The following is a 20,091-nucleotide window of genomic DNA, read 5'->3' on the forward strand; positions in this document are numbered from 1 at the left end:
TTGCGGCCCGTGGGTGGAACGCGCCGCCAATGCGGTTCCATCCTGACTGTCAGGTTTTATGTAGGCCCAGCGAGCGGCGCGGTGACGTCAGTACCCGCGCTCGAAATCCACTTCTCCGCGTAATGCCTGCTTGGCCTTATACGCGCGGACATTTTCCAAGAACAACTCCACCATCATCGGCGGCGATGTGGGTGCGGAACTGTGCCCGGTCAACAGCAACCCCCAGGCGGTCCAGAATGGATGACGCTGCGGCAGTGGCTCCTGGCGACATACGTCGATCACTGCGCCGGCCAGGTGCCCTTCCTTCAGGGCTTCGACCAGATCAGCATCCACCACCGCCACACCACGGCCGACATTGATAAACAAGCCCGTCGGTTTGAATTGCTTGAACAGCGCGGCGTCGTACAGGTCATGGGTGTTCGGCGTGTTGGGCAGCAGGTTGATCACGTAGTCCACCTCACCGACCAGACGCCCGATCTGATCAAGCCCGGCCACTTCGATAAACGGGGCCTGTTCACGCTCAGTACTGGCAATGCCATACAGCTTGACGCCAAACGGCACCAGAAACTCAGCCACACTCTGGCCAATATCGCCGGTGCCCACAATCAACACCTTACGCCCCGCCAGGCTCTGGCCGGTGCGGCTGTCCCACTTGCGCTCGACCTGGCTGACCAACCGCGCCAGTACTTCGCGTTCGTGGCCGAGCATATACGTGAGGACAAACTCGGCCATGACCTGGCCAAAAATACCGACGGCGCGGGTCAAGCGATAATCGCGGGGCAAGCCTTCGGCTAGCAGGGGGGTGATACCGGCCCAGGTCGATTGCAGCCATTGTGGTTGGTGGCCCTGGCGCAACAGAGTGGCCAGCAGGTCCGGTTGGCCAAGCCAGACCGGGCAATCGGCGGCCAGACGAGACAGTTCGGCCGAGTCGCCACTGGTGAGCACCTCAAGGTCCGGCGCCACGTCATTGAGCAGTTGGGCGTAGAGCGGGTGATCCTGTTCAGCAATCAGAACACGCATGGTTCAAACCTTTCAAAAACAGTGCAGACGGCCGCCCGCTTCCTTACGGCCACCGCCCACTAATACGATTCCATTGAAACCTGTGCCCTGAAGCGGGCACTGACCGATTACATCGGGTCGTTACGACGCAGCAGCTCTTCGGGCAAGTGCTCGATGTACTCGTCCTCGGCCGGCGGCATTTGCAGGTGGTAGCCCTGCTTATCGAGGTTTTCCAAGACCACGACGATGTCTTCGCGCGAAAGCTTGCGCTCTGGTGTCAGCACCATGTCGAAGGCGTGGTGCGGCTTGCCGAAAGCGACCATCAATGGCTCCGGCACGCGCTCAAGTGCATCGCTCTTGAGCACGTAGAGGTACATGCCGTCTTTTTTCAAGCTGCGGTAGATGGAGCAAATACGTTTCAAGGCTGTTCTCCGGCAGTGGCCAGGCTGTCGAGCAGCGCCTGGCCCATCAACTCGCGGCGCCAGCCACGCAGCGAGTCTGGCAATTTATAAGGCCCATCGGGGTAGCCACTTTTAACCAGGGCTTCGAGGGTTTTCTTGCGCAGCATCAGTTCCGGCGCCATCTCCAGGCGTTCGGCGAATGTCTGGCCCAGGGCGCGCAGTTGCTTGATCAGCGTGGCGGCATCCACCGGCAGCGGTTCAGCCACAGCCGGCGGCCATTGGTCCGCGGGCACGCTGCCGGCACGTTTGATCAGGTCCAGCAGGAACTGGCCATCCTGACGCACGGTGCGCGGGTGCATGTCTTCGATCTTGCCCAGGGCGGCGAGGTTATCCGGCTGGGATTTGGCCAGGGGCCACAACGAGTGTTCACGAACGATGCGGTTGCGCGGCAGGTCACGGGCGCGGGCTTGCTGCTCGCGCCAGGCGCACAGTTCACGCAGTACGGCGAGTTGAGCGCGGGACAGTTTCCACGCCAGCTTGGCGTCGCGGTACACCTCGTACGGGTCGACTTCCCGGCGCAGGTTGGCCACCAGTTCGGCGCCATCTTCCAGCACCCAGGCATATTTATCGTCTGATAGCTGCGGGCGCAGGCGAATGTAGACCTCGGCCAAGTGTACCGCGTCTTCGGCGGCGTAGCTGATCTGGGTTTCGGACAACGGCCGCTGCAGCCAGTCCGAGCGGGTCTCGCCCTTGGGCAGCTCGATGTCGAGTACGGCTTGTACCAGGCGCGAGTAGCCCATGGAGAAACCGAGATTCAGGTAAGCGGCGGCCAATTGGGTGTCGAACAACGGCACTGGCAGGCTGCCAGTCAGGCGCAGCAACACTTCCAAGTCTTCGCTGCAGGCATGCACCACCTTGATCACGGCTGGGTTTTCCAGCAGCTCGGCGAGGGGTTTCCAGTTGTCGATGGTCAGGGGATCGATCAGGTAAGCGCGTACGCCATCACCAATCTGGATCAGCCCGGCAATGGGATAAAAGGTGTCGACCCGCATGAATTCGGTGTCGAGGGCGACGAATGGCAACTGCTGCCATTCGGCGCAATGCTGGCCGAGGCTATCGTTGTCGCAGATCCAGTGAATATCGATGGCCACACGGCTCTCCCTTGAAGAATGGCGCGCAGTATATATCGCGAAAGAGGCTAGCGAGCATCCGCAGTGCACTGGCAACCATGAAAACTCAGACAGGGGATGAAGAATAGCCCTACAGGCCAGAGTTATCCTTTCTTACGAAGCACATAGACGCGCCACAGGCTGGAGCCTGGCATGAATTCCTGCTGGTTCAGGACCTTGAAGCCAGCCTGACGAAACTCGTCGTCTACCGCCGTTCGCGAATTGACCGAGACAATCACCGTATCGCGGCTGACGCGGTGAAACTCCCGCAGCAACGCCAGACGTCCTTCGCTGCTGGGCACATGGCGAAATAACTCCAGGCAAAAGATGCAGTCCACCGCATTTGCCGACAAGCCGATGGAAAACGCCGAACCCTGAAAGGTTTTGATCCGCTTTAGCAGCGTCGCCGGATGGTGGGTGCGCGCATGGTCGAGCATGTCCTGGGAGTTGTCCGAGGCAAGGATCACCCGATTGATATGCTCGGCCAATACCGGCCAGAACCGTCCCGAGCCGCAGGCCAAATCGAGGATCAGCCCCGGTTCGCCGGCAACCTTGAGTGCGTGGCGAACCAACCACTCGTCGCGCCATGACGCAAGGCGCCGCAGCATTCCGGGTGGGCGCGTGTCCGCACAGACCTTGGCATGTTCAAGGCCACAGCGCTCTGCGTATTCGATCTCGATGGAGGATGGTGGTTGTGGCGACATCACGGGCTCATTGGATTTAAACAGTGGTGAACGACCTTGATTCGCAGCTTAACCACCGCAACGTGAAAAAAAGGTCGAAGCCTCCACGCCCGTCAATCCATTCAGGCTTGATGCAGATACCAACGCCAATCCTGTTCGCCCACCTCGCCCATGAACTGCCGATACTCAGCGCGTTTCACCGCCAGGTACACCCCCAGGAACTCACTGCCAAACGTCTCGCGCGCCCAGCTTGAAGCTTCCAGCGCGCGCAGGGTGGTGAGCCAGTCGGTGGGCAGAAATTCCGTGGCCTGGGCGTAGCCGTTGCCTTCCACTGGTGCGCCCGGGTCGCGCTGTTCGCGGATCCCGCGATGAATACCCGCCAAGATCGCGGCAGCGGCAAGGTATGGGTTGGCGTCAGCGCCGCAGATGCGGTGTTCGATATGCCGGGAATTTGCCGGGCCACCGGGCACGCGCAGGCTGACGGTGCGGTTGTCCACGCCCCACGTGGCGGCCAGGGGCGCATAGCTGTTGGTTTGGAAGCGGCGATAGGAGTTGGCGTTGGGGCAAAACATCAGCAGCGAATCAAGCAAGGTGCTGAGCATGCCACCCACGGCCTGGCGCAGCAGCGGCGTGCCGTCGGCAGCCTCGCTGGCGAACAGGTTATTGCCTTGGGCATCCGCCAGGCTGACGTGCATGTGCATGCCGGTGCCCGCCAGGTCGTCGAAGGGCTTGGCCATGAAGCAGGCAGCCATCCCGTGTTTGTGTGCCACGCCCTTGACCAGACGCTTGTAGCGCACCGCTTCATCCATGGCTTGCAGGGCGTCGGCGCGGTGTTCCAGGGTGATTTCCACTTGGCCGGGAGCGTATTCGGAGATCGCCGTGCGCGCCGGGATGCCTTGGAGCTTGCAGGCGCTATACAGGTCGGCGAGGAAGGGTTCGATCTGCTCCAGTTCGCGCAGGCCGTAGACCTGGGTCGAGCGTGGGCGACCACCGTCCACATCCCGCGCCGGTTGCGGGCGGCCGTGGCTGTCGGGTTTCTGGTCCAGCAAGTAGAACTCCAGTTCGGCGGCCATCACCGGGTAATAGCCATCGGCTTTAAGCCCGTCGATGACCTTCGCCAGCACATGCCGAGGGTCGGCCACGGTGGCGGGCAAACCTTCGGTGGGGTGCATGCTGACTTGCACCGCTGCGGTCGGGATCAACCGCCACGGCATAGGTTGCAGGCTGCCACTGACCGGATAGGCGCGGCAGTCGATATCTCCCACCTCCCACACCAGACCGGAGTTCTCCACGTCGTCGCCATTGATGGTCAGGCCGAGGATCGTACTGGGCAGGGGCCGGCCGCTTTCATACACCGCCAGCAGTTCATCGCGGTGCAGCAACTTGCCGCGAGGTACACCATTGTTGTCGAGGATAAACAGCTCGAACATCTCGATGTCCGGGTGTTGCTCAAGGAAGGACTGGGCTTCTTGCAGGCGCGCGAAATCGCTCATTGGGTTTCTCATACGTGTTCGTCAGGCAGGCGCACAGGCGCTGCCGGGCAGATGCGCAGGGGGCCGCGTCATCCATGGGGTAGATCAACGTAGGAGAAAGGCATCCGGCGGGCGCGCATGCCGACAGTGGAACAGCGCCCAGAACGCCAGTATGGACGGCAGTGTCGCGAGGTGGGTGGCGGCGGAACCGTCCATGGGAGAATCACGGTGATGAAGATGCCCGCAGCCTCACACGCCTGGATACGCTATTAAATTCAGGGATGACGGAGTTTGGTTACACCCACGCTAAACATTCGCCACGCCTTGCCACCCTGCCCCGCGCTGGAAATAATGACCGCCCCCGACCATGCCCCAAGGACTCGACCGCATGAAAGCTCCCTTCGCCCTGTGTGTACTTGCGAGCCTGGCCACCAGCGCCCTGGCCGACACTGCCCCGTCACGCCTCGACGACGTGCTCCAGCGCGGCACCCTCAGCGTGTGCACGACCGGCGACTACACGCCCTACACCAAGCTGCGCGCAGATGGCACTTATGAAGGCATCGACATTGCCATGGCCGAGTCCCTGGCCAAGAGCCTCAATGCGACAATCACCTGGGTGCCCACCACCTGGAAAACCCTGATGCCGGACTTCCTCGCCCAACGCTGCGATATCGCCGTGGGCGGTATTTCGGTGTCGCTGGAGCGTCAGAAAAAAGCCTTTTTCAGCCAGTCCCTCGGCGTTGACGGCAAGATCCCGCTGGTGCGCTGCGCCGATGTACAGCGCTACCAGACCGTCGAGCAGATCAACCAGCCACAGGTGCGCGTGATCGAACCGGCGGGCGGTACCAATGAAGTATTTGCCCGCGCCCATCTGGGCCAGGCGCAGATCCGCCTGCACGACAACGTGACCATCTTCGACGAACTGCTCGCCGGCAAGGCGGACGTAATGATCACCGACGCCAGCGAAGCCCGTTACCAGCAGAAGCAGAAGCCCGGCCTGTGTGCGGTCAACCCTGAGCGGCAAATGCAGTACAGCGAAAAGGCCTTTTTGCTGCCCCGCGATGATGTGGCCTGGAAAAGCTATGTCGACCAGTGGTTGCACCTGAGTGTCGCGACCGGTGTGTACCAGGGCATTGTCGACCAATGGTTGGCAGCGCCGTGAGCTAAGGCCGACTACGCTCTTGTCACACCAATAAGAACGAGGACGGAACATGAAGGGATTGCTCCGCATCACCTGGCTGCTGCTGTTGTGTTTCAGCCAGGTGCACGCCGAAACGACTCAGGATGAGGACGCCCAGGCGGCCAAGGCCCTGCTGGAAAAAGCCCTGGCTTACTACAAGACCAATGGCGACAAAGCCCTCGCCGTGTTCAGCCGCCAGGGGGAATTTATCGACCAGGACCGTTATGTGTTCGTGATCGATACCAAGGGCGTGCTACTGGCCAGTGGCGGCCCCTCCTCCGCGTTGATCGGCCGGGACGTTAACGAGGTATTGGGGCCGGACCTGAGCCAGTCATTCAAGGATGCCCTCAAGGTGCCTGAAGACCAGGGTATCCAGCAGGCCGATTACCGTTGGCAGAACTGGAACGACGGCAAGGTAGAGCGCAAACATGTGTTTTATCAGCGGGTGGGGGATCGCATCCTGGCCGTGGGCTACTACCTCCCACGGGCCACGCCGGAACAGGCGCGAGCCTTGCGCAACAAAGCGGTCAACGCGCTGCTCAAGGATGAACCCGGTACGCTCAAGGCCATCAACTCATTGCAAGGCGGCTTCCTACAGGATGACCTCTACGTGTTTGTGGTGGACCTGAACACCCAACGTTACGTGGCGCACGGCACCAACCTGCGGCTGGTCAACACTGACTTCAGCAAGATCAAGGACCCGGACGGCAAGCCGGTGGGCGAGCCGATCCTCAAGTTGATGGCGGAGCAGGACCAGGGGGAATACAAGTACCGCTGGAAAAACCCGGTGACCGACAAGGTTGAGAACAAGCATGCCTATGTGCGCAAGGCCGGGCATTTCATGGTTGCGGTGGGTTACTACAGCCCGTGATCTGGACTGGAATGCAGTCAATTGTGGGAGGGGCGGTGGGACGGTTCGACTTGCCCCCTTCCACACTTTGATCGCTATCGTGTCAGTTACTTAACTTTATCTTCCCGACCGCGCAGCAACCGGTTAGGCATCGCAATCGCCGCCGCCAACCCCAGCAACGAGACCGCCGCACTCACCATCAACAAATGTCGGAACGTCACCGCCAGCTCCCCGCGCAGTGCATCTTGCGCCGGGCCCGGAGCGGCGTTCAGGCCATCCAACAGCACATTGCCGGAACTGCCCTCGGCCACCAGCGAACCGCTGGCCAAGTGAGCGAAGCTCGAATCCTGCAACAACGCCAGCAGCAGCGCCGACATGCACGCCACGCCCACCGCACCGCCGAGGGAACGGAACAGGTTGGTGGTGCTGGTGGCGACGCCGATGTCGCGCTGTTCCACCGAGTTTTGCGAGCCCACCAGGGAGGTGGGGAATTGCATCCCGCCGGCGATCCCGCACAACAACATGAACACGCCGGTAAGCACTACGTCCTGGGGCGCGCTGAAGGCCATGCCCAGGATCGCCAGCGGGCTTAACAGTGCGCCGCCAAGGATCATCGGTTTATAACGTCCGGTCACCGAGGTCATGCGCCCTGCGGAATACGCGCCAATGGGTAAGCCGATGGCCAGGGGCAACAAGTGCAAAGCGGCACTGTCGGCCCCGCCTCCGGTCACTGTCTGAAAGCGCAGGGGCATCAGCACCGTCAGGGAAATCGCCTGGAAGCTGGTGAAGAACACCGTGCACCAACACAGCACCGCGCTGCGGTTGGCGAACAAGTGCATCGGCAGCAACGGCTCCCGCGCACGGCGCTCGTGCCACACGAACAACGTCAATGCCACCAGCGCGCAGGCCAGCAGCCCCAGCACCCCACTGTCACGCCAATGATGACCCTGACCAATTTCGGTGATACCCAGCAACAGGGCGGTCAGGCCAACGATCATCAACACGGTGCCGAGGTAATCGATGATCGGCTTGCGCTGCGGCACAGGCAGCCCCACCAGGGTGCGATGGGCCACGTACCAGGCACCGGCGCCCAGCGGCAAGTTGATCAGGAATACCCAACGCCACGACAGGTACTCGGTCATGTAGCCGCCCAACACCGGACCGGCCACGCTGGCCACTGCGTACATGCTGCTGAAATAGCCTTGATAACGCCCACGTTCACGGGGCGGAATAATGTCGCCGATGATCGCTTGGCTCACCGAGATCATGCCGCCAGCGCCAATCCCCTGGAGCACCCGTGCCAGCACCAACTGCTCCATGCTTTGCGCCATGCCGCAAAACAGCGACGCCACGGTGAACAAGCCCATGCCGATCAGCATCATCGGCCGGCGCCCATACAGGTCGCCGAGCTTGCCGTAGATAGGCACCGCCACTGTCATTGCCACCATGTAGCCGGAGATCACCCAGGCCAGCAGGTTGACGTCGTGGAACCGCGCGGAGATAGCGGGCATGGACACGGCGACAATGGTCTGGTCCAGTGCGCCGAGGAAGATCGCCATCATCAACGAGGCGAGAATACTGCGCACCGCGGGCAGCGGTGGCGCGGGCTGATTGAGGTGAGTCACGACAGAACCTTCAAGCAAGGCCCGTGGGAAAAGTCGGCCCACGGCAATGCTCAATACGATAGCAGGCTATTCGATAGCCTCGTAAGGAAGCCCGACGTAATTTTCCGCGATGGTTTTGCGCCCGGCTTCGGAGTGGATGAAGTACTCCAGTTCGCTCTGGGCAATGCGCTGGCTGAAGCCGTCCGCCTCCGGGAATTGATGCAGCATCGAGGTCATCCACCAGGAGAACCGTTCGGCCTTCCACACCCGGCGCAGGCAGATGGCGGAATAGCGCTCCAACAAATCCACGCGCCCCTCGCGATACACCTTGAGCATGATCCTAAATAGCGTACTCACATCACTGGCCGCCAGGTTCAGGCCCTTGGCGCCGGTGGGCGGCACGATATGCGCAGCGTCACCCAGCAGGAACAGACGCCCGTACTGCATCGGTTCAGCCACAAAACTGCGCAACGGCGCGATGCTCTTTTCAATCGACGGCCCGGTGACCAACTGCTCGGCCAGGCTGCTGGGCAGGCGGGTTTTCAGCTCAGCCCAAAAGCGTGCATCCGACCATTCATCCAACGGTTCTTCAGCCGGCACTTGCAGGTAATAGCGGCTGCGGGTCGGCGATCGCATGCTGCACAGAGCAAAGCCACGGGGGTGTTTGGCGTACACCAGTTCGTCGTGCACCGGCGGGGTGTCGGCGAGAATGCCCAGCCAACCAAAGGGGTACACGCGCTCGAAGATTTTCAGTGATTCAGCGGGGATCGACTGACGCGCCACGCCGTGGAAGCCATCACAACCGGCGATGTAGTCGCATTCCAGACGGAACGCCTCGCCCTGGTGTTCGAAGGTCAGCCAGGGTCGATCACTTTTGAGATCATGGGGCTGCACGTCACGCGCGTCGTAGAGCGTAACCGCGCCGGCAGCCGCGCGGGCGGCCATCAGGTCGCGGGTGACTTCGGTCTGGCCGTAGATCATCACCGATTGGCCGCCGGTCAGCGCCTTGAGGTCGATATGGGTGAGATGTCCGTCGAGCGCGAGCTCGAAGCCATCATGTACCAGGCCTTCGGCATCCATGCGTTGGCTAACGCCGGCTTGGCGCAGCAGGTCGACCATGCCTTGCTCCAGCACCCCGGCGCGGATGCGGCCTTGCACGTAGTCAGCGCTCTGGCGCTCTAGAATAAAGGTCTCGATGCCGGCGTTATGCAGCAGTTGGCCGAGCAACAGTCCGGAAGGACCGGCGCCGATAATGGCGACTTGGGTTTTCAGCGTTTTCATTATTTTTATGGCCCGCAAGTTCCACTCGAACGGATTGAGTGAAAGAGTTGTCATTGGTCTTGTGGCTGACATTTTTCACTTGAGTGCTTGGCATAAGAAGGTGAAAACTGCGACAAACCCTGCGCTTTTTGCCAATTTGGGCGATTACCGCACAACCGTCCTGAGTATCGGATTGAAACCATGACCAACACCGCGATTCCGGTCTTCAAGCTTTACGGGGAAAACCAGCAATGGCCGACCCCCGATTTGTTGCACTGCGAAACCATTTCCCGCCGCAGCCGGGAATACCAGTGGGAAATCCAGCCCCACCGGCACGCGGATCTGTGCCAGTTGTTGTACGTGCACAAAGGCCAGGCTCAACTGGAAATAGAAGGTCAGCGCACCACGCTCAACGAAGCCACGCTGCAGATATTGCCGCCGTTGTGCGTGCATGGGTTTCGCTTTGCCGAAGATGTCGAAGGTTATGTAGTGACACTCTCGGCGCCACTCGTGAGCCACTTGCAGGCCCAACTGGGCGCAACGGCCGGCGGTTTGCAGACCCTGGGCAGTTACCCGGCGGGCAAGGACAGTGACTACCTCAATAGCCAATTCGCCCGCCTGCAGGACGAATATGCAGAAGAGCAACCGGCCCGGGACATGATGATGCACGCCTTGGTTAGCGTGCTGCTGGTGTGGATCAGCCGTCAGGCCATCCAGCGTTGCCATCCGCGCGCGCCAAGAGGCCGCGAGTATTTCCGGCGGTTTACCCAATTGGTCGAACAGCACTACCGTGAGCACCCAAAGATTGAGGATCTGGCCCACAAGCTGGGTATCTCGGTCTCACATCTGAATGGGACATGTCGGGAACTCGGTGGCCAGCCCGCCCTGCAGATCATGCATGACCGCCAGTTGCTGGAAGCCAAGCGCCTGCTGACTTACACCAGCATGACCATCAATGAAATGTCGGAAGTGTTGGGGTTTTCCGACCCGACTAACTTTTCCCGGCTATTTCGCCGCCGGGTCGGATTCTCACCCAAGGCGTTTCGCGAGCAACTCAAGGCCGAATCGACCACTACCTGAGCGCACTGAAACTGCCGGTGTGGGGGACACATTGGTCCTGGTTGCAGCTGATCGCAAAGGTCGGCTGCATACGGGTCTGCTCCACACGGTAGGCGGCAGTCCCGTACAGTGCGCTGGCCAAGGCGCAGAGAGTGAAAATCATCAGGTACTTTCTGGTTTTTATGCTCATGACAGAGACCTCTGGACGGATCTACATGACGCTGCTTAAAGCATAGGCCAGTCAGGGCGAGTTGCCATTATTGGACGACATTCAACAGGGTTATGTCGCCTCAGAGACCGATGTCCCACGCCGGCTCTTCAGGGAACCTCACCACCAGAAAATCCAGCAGGCTGCGCAACGCCGACGGCATGTGTTTGCGTGAGGCGTAGACCGCGTAGATGTTCATCTGCCGGGGTTCGGCGCGGGGCAGTAGGCGCACCAGTTCACCACGTCGGATGTGATCGCCGGCCTGGTAGCTGGGCAACATCGCCACCCCAGCGCCGGCCAGCGTCAGGCGTAGCAGCGTGCTCGCCTCGTTGGCGGTGATATTGCCGTGCACCGGCACCGACACGTGCTCGCCACTTTCTTCGAAATGCCACAGGCTTTTGCCGAAGTACGAGTGGGTCAGGCAGTTGTGCCGGGCCAGGTCTTCGACTTTTTGTGGGGCCGGATGCTCGCGCAGATACGCGGGGGTGGCGCAGACCACCGAGCGACAGACGGTCAGGCGCCGTGCGATCAGGTTCGGGTCCAGGTCATTGCTGGTGCGGATGGCCAGGTCGATGCGCTCGTCCACCAGATTCACCGTGCGATCAAGCATTTGCAGGTCGACCGTGACCAAAGGGTAGCGTTTGACGTACTCGGCAATCGCCTCGGCCAATTGCGCCTGGCCGAACGAGGTGCTGACACTCAGGCGCAGCAGGCCACGGGGCGCGTCATCGGGCTCACTGACGGCGGCCTGCATGTCGCCGCACAACTCCAGCAATTGGCGGCAGCGCGGCAAGGTCTCACCGCCCGCCGCCGTAAGACTAAGTTTGCGCGTGGTGCGGTGCAGCAGGCGCGCGCCGACCCAGTCTTCCAACTCGGCGAGGTAACGCGATACGACCGGCCGCGACAGGTCCAGATGGTCCGCGGCGGCGGACTGGCTGCCCAGGTCCACCACGGTGACAAACACGCGCATTGCTTGAAGACGATCCATGATTTGCCCGATTTCAGAAACAAACTATGTTCCAGCATCGCATTTTTAGTCTCGTTTAGTGCAACTAAGCTCTGTGCATCCTTTGAACCGATTGCTGGAGCTGCCCAATGCTTTCAACCCTCAAGCGCATGACCCTAGCCACCGCCGCCCTGGCCTTTGCGGCCCATGCCTCTGCGGCCGACTTGACCCTCGACGTGTACAACCCTGGCGCAGCGGCGATCTTCCCGGTGACCTCGGTGCTGGTCAGCGGCGCCAAAGACGCGATCCTGGTGGACGCGCAATTCGGCAAGGGCCAGGCCGAGCAATTGGTGCAAAAGATCCGCGCCAGCGGCAAACACCTGACCACCATTTACATCAGCCATGGCGATCCGGATTACTACTTTGGCCTCGACACCCTGACGGCCGCGTTCCCGGACGCCAAGGTGCTGGCTCCGCAACCGGTGGTCGACCACATCAACGCCACCGTGGCCGGCAAACTTGAGTTCTGGGGCCCGAAAATGGGCGCCGACAAACCGGCTAAAACCATCGTGCCACAGGTGCTGCAAGGCAATAGCCTGACCCTTGAAGGGAAACAGTTGGACGTTATCGGCCTGGACGGCCCGCAGCCGGATCGCAGCTTTGTGTGGATCCCGTCGATCAAGGCGGTGGTCGGTGGCGTCGTGGTTGCCCAAAACATCCATGTGTGGATGGCAGATACCCAGGGCGCGCAATCCCACAAAGACTGGCTGGCCACCCTGCAACGCATCGAAAACCTGAAACCGCGTACCGTGATTCCGGGTCACTACCTGGGTACGCCGTCCGTGGCGTCGGTCACCTTTACTGCCGACTACATCAAGGCCTTCGACGTAGAAACCTCCAAGGCCAAAGACTCCGCCGCCCTCATCGCGGCCATGAAAAAGCGTTACCCCACCCTGGCGGACGAAAGCTCCCTGGAGCTGAGCGCAAAAGTCGCCAAGGGCGAAATGAGGTGGTGAAAACTCTCAAACCTTAACCGTACTGGAGAACGTCATGAGCAAGATCGCAATCATTGGGGCTACGGGCCGTGCCGGCAGCCAATTGCTGGAAGAAGCGTTGCGTCGCGGGCACAGCGTGACCGCCATCGCGCGTAACACCGACAAACTGGCAGCGCGCCCGAACGTCACTATCAAACAAGTGGACGCGTTGGACGCCGATGCCCTGCAACAGGCCATCAGCGGCAACGACGTGGTGATCAGTGCCGCGCACTTCGCCACCCTGCCCGCCAGCGCCGTGATCGGGCCGGTGAAAAAGGCCGGTGTCAAACGCTTGCTGGTGGTGGGCGGTGCGGGTTCGCTGTTGCTGCCGGGTGGCGGTCGCGTGATCGACAGCGAAGGTTTCCCTGCTGAGTACAAGGCAGAGGCCAGCGCAGGAGCTGAATTCCTTGAAACCCTGCGTCAGGAACAAGAACTGGATTGGACTTTCCTGTCGCCATCGGCTCTGTTCGATGGCACCGAGCGCACCGGTAAATTCCGCCTGGGCCAGGATGATTTGCTGGTGAGCAGCGAAGGTACAAGCTCGATCAGCTTTGCCGACTATGCCATCGCGATGATTGACGAAGTGGAAACACCGAAGCACTCGCGCCAGCGTTTCACCGTCGGTTACTGACATTTGTGGGAGGGGGCTTGCTCCCTCCCACATTTGCCCTTCAGTGTTCTGGAGATTGTGCCTGGCTGACTAACCAATCCATTAGAGCTTCGAGCCCGGTCGACGGCTTCGTCCCCGGTGGATACACCAGGTAATACCCCATCCCCGTCTGTACCCGCAGTTCATACGGCATCACCAACCGCCCCGCCTTCACATCCTCGCCAATCAACGCACTGTCGCCTATCGCCACCCCGGAACCCTGGGAGGCCACCGTCATCGCCAAGTCCAGCGTTTCGAAATGATGGCCTTGGCTCAAATTGCTCAAGCGCGTGTTAGCAGCCTTCAACCATAACGCCCAGTCCCGCTCATCCCGCGTGGGATGCAGCAGCACCTGGTGCTGCAAGTCTTGCGGCGTGTGCAAGCCATCCGATAACCCAGGCGCGCAAACGGGCGTAAGTTGCTCATCGAACAAATGCCGCGCCTCGGCTGATTGTTCGGCGATGGGTGCGTAGATCACCGCTGCGTCAAACTGCTCGCGGCGAAAGTCCACGGTGTAAGCCACAGTGGTGGTGAGTTCCACCGGCACGTCCGGGCGCTCCTTTTGCCACTGCATCAAGCGCGGCAGCAACCAGCGCATCACACAGGTGGAGGCCTTGAGTTGCAGGGTCTGGCGGCGACTGCCGATCTGCTCCACCGCATCACCGAGCAAACCAAATACCTGCTGCGCACGCACTGACCACTCGCGCCCCTCTTCGGTCAGGCTCAAGCCCCGTGCCTGGCGTTGGAACAGCGCGTAACCCAAGTGACTTTCCAACCCGGCAATCTGCCGGCTCACCGCACCCTGAGTGATGTGCAGTTGCTCGGCGGCGCGGGTGAAGTTGCAGCACTGGGCCGTGACCCAGAAAGTGTGCAGCGCGGGCAGTGGAGGAAGACGTTTCATCGGGCTCAGCCATGACGTGAGGACATGGCTAGTATGACTTTTTATCGATTGTTGCCGCTACGGGCCAGCCGTTCCAATACCGCCTCGAATCAATAACAAGAGCGACTTGTATGGCGACCTGCGGCGAAGTGTTGGTGAAGCTCCTGGAAGGCTATGGCGTTGAACAGGTGTTTGGCATCCCCGGCGTGCACACCGTGGAGTTGTACCGCGGCCTGGCCCGTTCCAGCATCCGTCACGTCACCCCGCGCCACGAGCAAGGGGCCGGGTTTATGGCGGACGGTTATGCACGCACCAGCGGCAAGCCCGGCGTGTGTTTCATCATCACCGGCCCAGGCATGACCAACATCACCACGGCCATGGGCCAGGCCTATGCCGACTCGATCCCGATGTTGGTGATTTCCAGCGTGCAATCACGCAGCCAGTTGGGCGGCGGGCGCGGCAAGTTGCATGAGCTGCCGAACCAGAGCGCGATGATCGCGGGCGTGGCGGCGTTCTCCCATACCTTGATGTCGGCGGCGGACTTGCCCGCGGTGCTGGCACGGGCATTTGCACTGTTCCAGGCCGGCCGTCCGCGGCCGGTGCATATCGAGATCCCGCTGGATGTGCTGGTGGAAAACGCCGACGCACTGCTGGGCAGCAAGCCGATCAGCGTCACGCGCGCCGGTGCCGCACCCTCGGCGATCAAGCAGATGACTCAGTTGCTGGCGTGCGCCAAGCGCCCGTTGATTCTCGCCGGCGGCGGCGCCATCGATGCCGCGCCCGCGCTGACCCGCCTTGCCGAAACCCTCGGCGCGCCAGTGGCGCTGACCATCAACGCCAAAGGCATGCTGCCCGCCGCGCACCCGTTGCTGATCGGCTCCACCCAAACGTTGGTGGCCACCCGCGCATTAGTCGCCGAAGCCGATGTGGTACTGGCCATCGGCACAGAGCTTGCGGAAACCGATTACGACGTGACCTTCGCGGGCGGGTTTGAGATTCCCGGCGCACTGCTGCGCATCGACATCGACCCGGACCAGACCGTGCGCAACTACACACCTCACGTCGCCTTGGTAGCCGATGCGCAGATCGCCACCGAAGCCTTGCTGGCCGAGTTGGACAGCAAGGAGTTACCCCTGCGCAACACCGACTGGGGCAGCCAACGCGTCGCGCGTTTGTGGGCTGAATTGGCCCCATCCTGGGACGCCGCCACCCGTGCGCAAACCCTGTTCCTCAGTACGATCCTGGAGACGTTGCCCGGCGCCGTCATGGTGGGCGACTCCACCCAACCGGTGTACAGCGGCAACCTCACCCTCAACCTCGACCACCCACGCCGCTGGTTCAACTCCTCTACCGGCTACGGCACCTTGGGTTACGCCTTGCCCGCCGCGATAGGCGCCTGGCTGGGGCGCGGCGATGGGCAACCGGTGGTGTGCCTGATCGGTGACGGCGGACTGCAATTCAGCCTGCCGGAACTGGCCAGCGCGGTGGAGGCACGCACGCCGATCATCGTGTTGCTGTGGAATAACCAGGGCTACGAGGAGATCAAGAAATACATGGTCAACCGCGCCATCGAACCGGTCGGCGTGGACATCTACACACCGGATTTTGTCGGCGTGGCCAAGGCGCTGGGTTGCGCGGCTGAACGCATCGAGGGCATCGAGCCGTTACGCAACGCATTGCTGGCCGCCTCTGATCGACAGGGGCCGACGCTGATTGAAATTGACCAAGAGCTTTGGATGAAGGAGGTCGCGGTATGAACGCAGTATTGAACGGTGTGTATATCGACGGCGAATGGCGTGCTGGCCACGACGTGCTGGAGGTGATCAACCCGGCGACCGAATCCCGCTTGGCCCAGGTCAGCGTAGGGGACATGGCTGCCGTGACCCAGGCAGTGGATGCCGCCAGCCGGGCGTTTGCCGGCTGGTCAAAAAGCACCGGCCGTGAGCGCGGCGCCCTATTACGCAAAATCGCCCAAGGGGTAAGCGAACAGCGCGAAGCCTTAATGCACCTGCAGTCGAGCAACAACGGCAAACCGCTGTTTGAGGCGGGCATCGATGTGGACGACGTGATCGCCACCTTCGAGTACTACGCAGGTGTTGCCGAGGATCTGGACGCCGGGCAAGACCGGCCGGTGGCACTGCCCAGCGATGAGTTCAGCGCTCGCCTGCGCCGCGAGCCATGTGGCGTAGTGGGGCTGATCGTGCCGTGGAATTTCCCTATGGTGACCACCGCCTGGAAACTCGCCCCCGCCCTCGCCTCCGGTTGCTGCGTGGTGCTCAAGCCGTCGGAAGTCACGCCCCTGGCAGAGCTGCAATTGGCGCGAATCATCGCCGAATCCGGGCTGCCCGCAGGCGTGTTCAACCTGGTCTGCGGCACGGGCCTGGCGGTCGGTGCACCGCTGGCAGCGGACCGTCGTGTGGCGAAAATCTCCTTTACTGGCAGTAATGCGGTGGGCGTGCAGGTGATGCAACGCGCCGCCGAAACCATCAAGGGCGTCAGTCTGGAACTGGGCGGCAAATCTTCGTTGCTGGTGCTGGCAGGTGCTGACCTCGACTTGGCCGTGGAACTGGCCTGCGGCGGTGGATTTTTCAACGCCGGGCAGATGTGTTCTGCCACCAGCCGCGTCCTGGTGGCCGACACCTTAGCGGACGAATTCCTGCAACGCTTGCGGGCGCGGGCTGAAGGGATTCGCGTGGCTGACCCGTTTGCTGAGGACGTGGAAATGGGCGCGCTGATCAACCGTGCGCAGTATCAGCGGGTATTGGGGCATATCCAGCGAGGCATCGAGGACGGCGCGCGGTTGCTGTGTGGCGGTGAACGTCCGGCGGATCTGGCCAGGGGTTATTTCATCCGCCCGACGGTGTTTACCGCTGTGCCGTTGGACAGTGCGTTATGGAACGAGGAAATCTTCGGCCCGGTGCTGTGTGTACGAAGTTTCGCAACTGAAGATGAGGCGATTGCCTTGGCCAACGACAGCGATTTCGGCCTGGTGGCCAGTGTGGTGGGCACCGATGTCGAGAGCGCCGAGCGGGTTGCAAATGCCCTGCAGGCCGGACTGGTATGGATCAACGCGCCGCAGGTGATCTTCCCGCAGACGGCGTGGGGGGGTTACAAGCAGAGCAGCATCGGACGCGAGCTGGGGCCTTGGGGGTTAGCGGCGTTTCAGGAGATAAAGCACGTCATTCGGTCTAACTGACACTGCAGCCCCTGCTGTAGAAGGTGAACCCCTGTGGGAGGGAGCTTGCCCCCGATAGCGGTGGATCAGTTACAGATGCTTAGACTGAAACACGGCTATCGGGGGCAAGCCCCCTCCCACACCTTGATTTGCGTTGTTTGTGGGAACTGCAATTTTTAGATAGTGCCTGCGACTTTCTCATTTGCCCCCCTGCCCCATGCGTGGCCTGATTCACCCTTGTTCACTCAAGGCAGGCCCATGGAAAACGTTCACGCAAAACCCACCACTGCCGTTTGGCTGATGATGAGCGTGGTGCTGGTCGCCCTTAACCTGCGCCCGTCGATGGCTGCAGTGGGGCCGTTGTTGTCTTCGATTCGTGGCGATGTGCCGTTGAGTTTCAGCAGCGCGGCGTTGCTGACCATGTTGCCGGTCATGACCATGGGCCTGGCGATGTTCTTTGGCATGGGCCTGGCCAAGCGTTTTGGTGAGCACCGCAGCATTGTCCTGTCGCTGCTGGTGATCGGCGTGGCGACGCTGTCGCGGTTGTTCCTGGATTCGGCGCTGGAGCTGATCGTCAGCGCGATTGCGGCGGGGATCGGTATTGCGATGATCCAGGCGTTGATGCCGGCGCTGATCAAGTCGCGCTTCAGCGATAACGTTTCACTGTTCATGGGCCTGTACGTCACCGCCATCATGGGTGGCGCGGCGCTGGCGGCTTCGTTCTCGCCCTTCGTGCAAACGCACACCGGCAGTTGGCGTATCGGCCTGGCGATCTGGGCTGTGCTGGCGTTGCTCGCCTTGGTGTTCTGGTACGCCCAGCGCTCGGTAATGCCGCCATTACCCGAGGCCGGTTCCGGCCCGCAGGAATCATTTTTCGGCAATCGCCGCGCCTGGTTGCTGGCGATCTTTTTTGGCTTGGGCACCGCGTCCTACACGTGTGTACTCGCGTGGCTGGCGCCGTACTACGTGGAGCAAGGCTGGAGCGAGCAGGACGCCGGTCTGCTGCTGGGCTTTCTGACCGCCATGGAAGTGGTGTCTGGCCTGATCACACCCGCCATCGCCAACCGCCGCCAGGACAAACGCGGCGTGGTAGCCGTGCTGCTGGTGCTGATCATCATCGGTTTCTGCGGCCTGATCCTCAGCCCGCAATCCCTCAGTTTGCTGTGGCCGTGCCTGCTCGGCCTGGGCATCGGCGGCCTATTCCCCATGAGCCTGATCCTGTCCCTCGATCACTTGGACAACCCGCGCCGTGCCGGTGGCCTCACTGCCTTTGTGCAAGGCATCGGCTACCTGATTGCCGGCCTGTCGCCGCTGATCGCCGGGATGATCCGTGACCAACTGGGCAGTTTCGAATGGGCCTGGTGGTCGCTGACGGCGGTGATCGTATTGATGTTGCTGATCGTCACGCGCTTCAACCCGAGGCATTACGCGCAACATATCCGCTGAGGTCGTGTTGCAAACAGTATTTGTCCCACTGCAAACATAGAAACGCCCTACAGAGCTTTCTATTGGTACGCACGTTCCGTTAAGCTTTTGGGCTGTCTTGTACTGAGTTCGGTACAAAGGGTTTACGGACGAAACCGATGTTAAACAGTAACTTGCTCAGAAAACTCGATATGCAGGACTTGATGGTGTTTATCGCCGTCTACGACCAGAGCAGCGTTACCGAGGTGTCCGAAACGCTGTTCGTCAGCCAGTCCACCGTGAGCTACAGCCTGAAGAAGCTGCGCACCAGCTTTGAAGACGAGCTGTTTATCAACACCCGAGCGGGCATGCGTCCTACGTACAAGGCCACCACCATGTACGGCCATGTGCAGAAGATCCTCGAAAGCATCAACCTGTGCCACGCCGGTGGCCAGGCCTTCGACCCCACGCAAAAAGCCGTGACCTTCAACGTATGTGCACCGGAATACTTCGAACAGTTGATCCTGCCGCGCCTGCTGAAAACCTTCGACCGGGCCGACTTGCCGGTGATCGTCAATGTGCAGAAGCTGGAAACCGACATCCCCGCCGATGACCTGCGCGAAGGCCGCCTGGACTTGGTGATCTGCTTCGGCCCGCACTTTCATCGCGCCCACAAAGACGTCAAGACCCAGATGCTGCTGGAGGACGATTTGGTGTGTGTCTTCGATAAACGCTCAGCGCCCAGGGAGCCAGCATTCAGCCTGCAATCCTTCGTCGAACGGCGACATGTATTCCCCACGCCGTGGACCTCCGACACCAACATGATCGACGGCTGGCTGGCGCGCCAGGCCCACAAGCGCCAGGTGGTCGCCCGTGCCAACAGCTACAGCGCGGCATTGAAGATGATCACCGGCACCGACTTTATCCTCACCCTGCCCCGCCGCGTGCAAAAGCTACTGGCGCCGGAGCCGGTGTTCGGCCATTGCGAGGCGCCCAACGGATTGCCGGGGTTCACCCTTGATATGCAGTGGAACGAAACCAGTGAACAGGACAGTGCCAATACCTGGTTTCGCGAGCAGGTGGTGAAGGTATGTGCCGATCAGGGCTTGTTGTAAGCC

Annotated in this window: 19 protein-coding genes; 9 read left to right on the forward strand and 10 right to left on the reverse strand. The window is 61.2% G+C overall.

Annotation, left to right across the window (positions count from 1 at the left end; genetic code table 11):
• Nucleotides 1-87: 87 nt before the first annotated feature.
• From ACKZ62_RS21135 to ACKZ62_RS21155, 5 genes are all read right to left on the reverse strand, one after another.
• A complete protein-coding gene (locus ACKZ62_RS21135) occupies nt 88-1,020 on the reverse strand; it encodes a D-2-hydroxyacid dehydrogenase (RefSeq protein WP_122752639.1) in 933 nt (310 codons plus the stop codon).
• Between the two features lie 107 nt (nt 1,021-1,127).
• Nucleotides 1,128-1,421 carry a YcgL domain-containing protein gene (locus tag ACKZ62_RS21140; RefSeq protein ID WP_032888718.1) on the reverse strand — a complete coding sequence of 98 codons (294 nt, stop codon included), beginning with the start codon at nt 1,419-1,421 and terminating at the stop codon, nt 1,128-1,130.
• Entirely contained in the window at nt 1,418-2,551 is a 1,134-nt protein-coding gene (rnd, locus tag ACKZ62_RS21145; RefSeq protein WP_099601387.1) for a ribonuclease D, read from the reverse strand. The genes ACKZ62_RS21140 and rnd overlap by 4 nt, the downstream gene beginning before the upstream one ends.
• A 122-nt stretch (nt 2,552-2,673) precedes the next feature.
• Nucleotides 2,674-3,273, reverse strand: a complete 600-nt coding sequence (locus ACKZ62_RS21150; protein WP_032888714.1) for a class I SAM-dependent methyltransferase — start codon at nt 3,271-3,273, stop codon at nt 2,674-2,676.
• 101 nt (nt 3,274-3,374) lie between these two features.
• Nucleotides 3,375-4,745: a glutamine synthetase family protein gene (locus tag ACKZ62_RS21155; RefSeq protein WP_095184092.1), complete on the reverse strand. Its 1,371-nt coding sequence runs from the start codon at nt 4,743-4,745 to the stop codon at nt 3,375-3,377.
• Between the two features lie 367 nt (nt 4,746-5,112).
• Between ACKZ62_RS21155 and ACKZ62_RS21160 the strand changes: the two genes are divergently transcribed.
• Both ACKZ62_RS21160 and ACKZ62_RS21165 read left to right on the forward strand, forming a co-directional pair.
• Nucleotides 5,113-5,886 carry a transporter substrate-binding domain-containing protein gene (locus ACKZ62_RS21160; RefSeq protein WP_099601386.1) on the forward strand — a complete coding sequence of 258 codons (774 nt, stop codon included), beginning with the start codon at nt 5,113-5,115 and terminating at the stop codon, nt 5,884-5,886.
• A 49-nt stretch (nt 5,887-5,935) separates the two neighbouring features.
• Nucleotides 5,936-6,775 (forward strand): cache domain-containing protein, encoded by an 840-nt coding sequence (locus ACKZ62_RS21165; protein ID WP_179179402.1) that lies wholly within the window; start codon nt 5,936-5,938, stop codon nt 6,773-6,775.
• 86 nt (nt 6,776-6,861) lie between these two features.
• On the opposite strand, the gene ACKZ62_RS21170 is transcribed toward ACKZ62_RS21165, so the two are convergent.
• Both ACKZ62_RS21170 and pobA read right to left on the reverse strand, forming a co-directional pair.
• Nucleotides 6,862-8,379 (reverse strand): MDR family MFS transporter, encoded by a 1,518-nt coding sequence (locus ACKZ62_RS21170; RefSeq protein WP_447095784.1) that lies wholly within the window; start codon nt 8,377-8,379, stop codon nt 6,862-6,864.
• A gap of 66 nt (nt 8,380-8,445) precedes the next feature.
• Complete coding sequence (gene pobA, locus ACKZ62_RS21175) at nt 8,446-9,630, reverse strand: 4-hydroxybenzoate 3-monooxygenase (protein WP_178075188.1); 1,185 nt, start codon at nt 9,628-9,630, stop codon at nt 8,446-8,448.
• A 189-nt stretch (nt 9,631-9,819) separates the two neighbouring features.
• Between pobA and ACKZ62_RS21180 the strand changes: the two genes are divergently transcribed.
• Entirely contained in the window at nt 9,820-10,698 is an 879-nt protein-coding gene (locus tag ACKZ62_RS21180) for a helix-turn-helix domain-containing protein (protein WP_032888697.1), read from the forward strand.
• Here the strand turns inward: ACKZ62_RS21180 and ACKZ62_RS21185 are convergent.
• Together ACKZ62_RS21185 and ACKZ62_RS21190 are read right to left on the reverse strand one after the other, a co-directional pair.
• On the reverse strand, nt 10,691-10,867 hold the full coding sequence (locus ACKZ62_RS21185) for a hypothetical protein (protein ID WP_163033154.1): 177 nt from the start codon (nt 10,865-10,867) through the stop codon (nt 10,691-10,693). The genes ACKZ62_RS21180 and ACKZ62_RS21185 overlap by 8 nt on opposite strands.
• A 100-nt stretch (nt 10,868-10,967) precedes the next feature.
• Nucleotides 10,968-11,873 carry a LysR family transcriptional regulator gene (locus ACKZ62_RS21190; RefSeq protein WP_099601383.1) on the reverse strand — a complete coding sequence of 302 codons (906 nt, stop codon included), beginning with the start codon at nt 11,871-11,873 and terminating at the stop codon, nt 10,968-10,970.
• Nucleotides 11,874-11,980: 107 nt separating this feature from the next.
• On the opposite strand from ACKZ62_RS21190, the gene ACKZ62_RS21195 reads away from it, so the two are divergent.
• Together ACKZ62_RS21195 and ACKZ62_RS21200 are read left to right on the forward strand one after the other, a co-directional pair.
• On the forward strand, nt 11,981-12,847 hold the full coding sequence (locus ACKZ62_RS21195) for an MBL fold metallo-hydrolase (protein WP_447095785.1): 867 nt from the start codon (nt 11,981-11,983) through the stop codon (nt 12,845-12,847).
• Between the two features lie 34 nt (nt 12,848-12,881).
• Nucleotides 12,882-13,496 carry an NAD(P)-dependent oxidoreductase gene (locus ACKZ62_RS21200; protein ID WP_122680203.1) on the forward strand — a complete coding sequence of 205 codons (615 nt, stop codon included), beginning with the start codon at nt 12,882-12,884 and terminating at the stop codon, nt 13,494-13,496.
• Nucleotides 13,497-13,536: 40 nt separating this feature from the next.
• Here the strand turns inward: ACKZ62_RS21200 and ACKZ62_RS21205 are convergent, their stop codons facing one another.
• Nucleotides 13,537-14,415 carry a LysR substrate-binding domain-containing protein gene (locus tag ACKZ62_RS21205; protein WP_122764913.1) on the reverse strand — a complete coding sequence of 293 codons (879 nt, stop codon included), beginning with the start codon at nt 14,413-14,415 and terminating at the stop codon, nt 13,537-13,539.
• A gap of 110 nt (nt 14,416-14,525) precedes the next feature.
• Between ACKZ62_RS21205 and ACKZ62_RS21210 the strand changes: the two genes are divergently transcribed.
• From ACKZ62_RS21210 to ACKZ62_RS21225, 4 genes are all read left to right on the forward strand, one after another.
• Complete coding sequence (locus ACKZ62_RS21210; protein WP_447095786.1) at nt 14,526-16,151, forward strand: 5-guanidino-2-oxopentanoate decarboxylase; 1,626 nt, start codon at nt 14,526-14,528, stop codon at nt 16,149-16,151.
• Nucleotides 16,148-17,590 (forward strand): aldehyde dehydrogenase family protein, encoded by a 1,443-nt coding sequence (locus tag ACKZ62_RS21215; protein ID WP_447095787.1) that lies wholly within the window; start codon nt 16,148-16,150, stop codon nt 17,588-17,590. The genes ACKZ62_RS21210 and ACKZ62_RS21215 overlap by 4 nt, the downstream gene beginning before the upstream one ends.
• Before the next feature lie 237 nt (nt 17,591-17,827).
• Nucleotides 17,828-19,015: a CynX/NimT family MFS transporter gene (locus ACKZ62_RS21220; protein ID WP_447095788.1), complete on the forward strand. Its 1,188-nt coding sequence runs from the start codon at nt 17,828-17,830 to the stop codon at nt 19,013-19,015.
• Between the two features lie 137 nt (nt 19,016-19,152).
• The gene (locus tag ACKZ62_RS21225; protein WP_447095789.1) at nt 19,153-20,088 is read left to right on the forward strand and encodes a LysR family transcriptional regulator; all 936 of its coding nucleotides are present in this window, start codon (nt 19,153-19,155) and stop codon (nt 20,086-20,088) included.
• The last annotated feature ends 3 nt before the right edge of the window (nt 20,089-20,091 follow it).

Source organism: Pseudomonas sivasensis (assembly GCF_052938085.1).

What these genes read in the sequence shown, in the direction of transcription:
- ACKZ62_RS21135 (WP_122752639.1), bottom strand. Translation starts at nt 1,020, where the DNA reads ATGCGTGTTCTGATTGCTGAACAGGATCACCCGCTCTACGCCCAACTG.
- ACKZ62_RS21150 (WP_032888714.1), bottom strand. Translation starts at nt 3,273, where the DNA reads ATGTCGCCACAACCACCATCCTCCATCGAGATCGAATACGCAGAGCGC.
- ACKZ62_RS21155 (WP_095184092.1), bottom strand. Translation starts at nt 4,745, where the DNA reads ATGAGCGATTTCGCGCGCCTGCAAGAAGCCCAGTCCTTCCTTGAGCAA.
- ACKZ62_RS21160 (WP_099601386.1), top strand. Translation starts at nt 5,113, where the DNA reads ATGAAAGCTCCCTTCGCCCTGTGTGTACTTGCGAGCCTGGCCACCAGC.
- ACKZ62_RS21165 (WP_179179402.1), top strand. Translation starts at nt 5,936, where the DNA reads ATGAAGGGATTGCTCCGCATCACCTGGCTGCTGCTGTTGTGTTTCAGC.
- ACKZ62_RS21180 (WP_032888697.1), top strand. Translation starts at nt 9,820, where the DNA reads ATGACCAACACCGCGATTCCGGTCTTCAAGCTTTACGGGGAAAACCAG.
- ACKZ62_RS21185 (WP_163033154.1), bottom strand. Translation starts at nt 10,867, where the DNA reads ATGAGCATAAAAACCAGAAAGTACCTGATGATTTTCACTCTCTGCGCC.
- ACKZ62_RS21190 (WP_099601383.1), bottom strand. Translation starts at nt 11,873, where the DNA reads ATGGATCGTCTTCAAGCAATGCGCGTGTTTGTCACCGTGGTGGACCTG.
- ACKZ62_RS21195 (WP_447095785.1), top strand. Translation starts at nt 11,981, where the DNA reads ATGCTTTCAACCCTCAAGCGCATGACCCTAGCCACCGCCGCCCTGGCC.
- ACKZ62_RS21200 (WP_122680203.1), top strand. Translation starts at nt 12,882, where the DNA reads ATGAGCAAGATCGCAATCATTGGGGCTACGGGCCGTGCCGGCAGCCAA.
- ACKZ62_RS21205 (WP_122764913.1), bottom strand. Translation starts at nt 14,415, where the DNA reads ATGAAACGTCTTCCTCCACTGCCCGCGCTGCACACTTTCTGGGTCACG.
- ACKZ62_RS21210 (WP_447095786.1), top strand. Translation starts at nt 14,526, where the DNA reads ATGGCGACCTGCGGCGAAGTGTTGGTGAAGCTCCTGGAAGGCTATGGC.
- ACKZ62_RS21215 (WP_447095787.1), top strand. Translation starts at nt 16,148, where the DNA reads ATGAACGCAGTATTGAACGGTGTGTATATCGACGGCGAATGGCGTGCT.
- ACKZ62_RS21220 (WP_447095788.1), top strand. Translation starts at nt 17,828, where the DNA reads ATGGAAAACGTTCACGCAAAACCCACCACTGCCGTTTGGCTGATGATG.
- ACKZ62_RS21225 (WP_447095789.1), top strand. Translation starts at nt 19,153, where the DNA reads ATGTTAAACAGTAACTTGCTCAGAAAACTCGATATGCAGGACTTGATG.